This window comes from Micromonospora sp. AMSO12t, from assembly GCF_008806585.1.
GTDB lineage: Bacteria > Actinomycetota > Actinomycetes > Mycobacteriales > Micromonosporaceae > Micromonospora > Micromonospora reichwaldensis.
Window position 1 is genome coordinate 1 of sequence record NZ_WAAS01000573.1, and the last position, 584, is coordinate 584.

Below are 584 nucleotides of genomic sequence, written 5' to 3' on the forward strand. Positions count from 1 at the left end.
GGCGCTCAGTCATAGATCGCCTCCACCAGCCACCGCCCGGCCTCGACGGCGAGCAGCAGGGCCGTACCGTCGGCCAGGCAGACCTGGAACCGGGCCCGGCGGCGGGCCTCGGACGGCGCCCACCAGCGCTCGTCGACCGGCCAGGGGCCGGCCCAGCCGACGATCTCGACCGGCCGGGCAGCGCCCACGGTCAGCCGGGCCGGCTCGGCGCTGACCTGGAGCCGCGCGCTGACCTCGACCGGTGTGCCGGCGGCGTCGTGCACGACCGCGGCGAGCGGGTCGGGCAGCACCACGGCCGGTGCTGGTGGCGGCAGGCGGCCCGGCCACGGCGGCGGGACGGGCCGGGCCGGAAGGCGTTCGTCGCCCCACGGCACCAGGCGCACCTGGTCGGCCGGTGAGCGCCCGCCGCCGAGCACCGCGGTGACGACCGCCTCGGGGCCGAGGATGCCCTGCACCCGGCTCAACGCCCGGTGCGCCCGCTCCCGCTCCTCGCCGGTCTCCCCCCACAGGCCGGGTTGCAGGCCGGCCTGTGCGACCACCCCGTCCGGGACCAGCCGCAGCCGGATGATGCCCGCCGTCGGGCG

The 584-nt window shown here is 79.3% G+C and carries 1 pseudogene; it reads right to left on the reverse strand.

Annotation, left to right across the window (positions count from 1 at the left end):
- Positions 1 to 5: 5 nt before the first annotated feature.
- Positions 6 to 584 (reverse strand): annotated as a pseudogene (locus F6X68_RS33015) (DNA polymerase Y family protein); the annotation flags it as partial.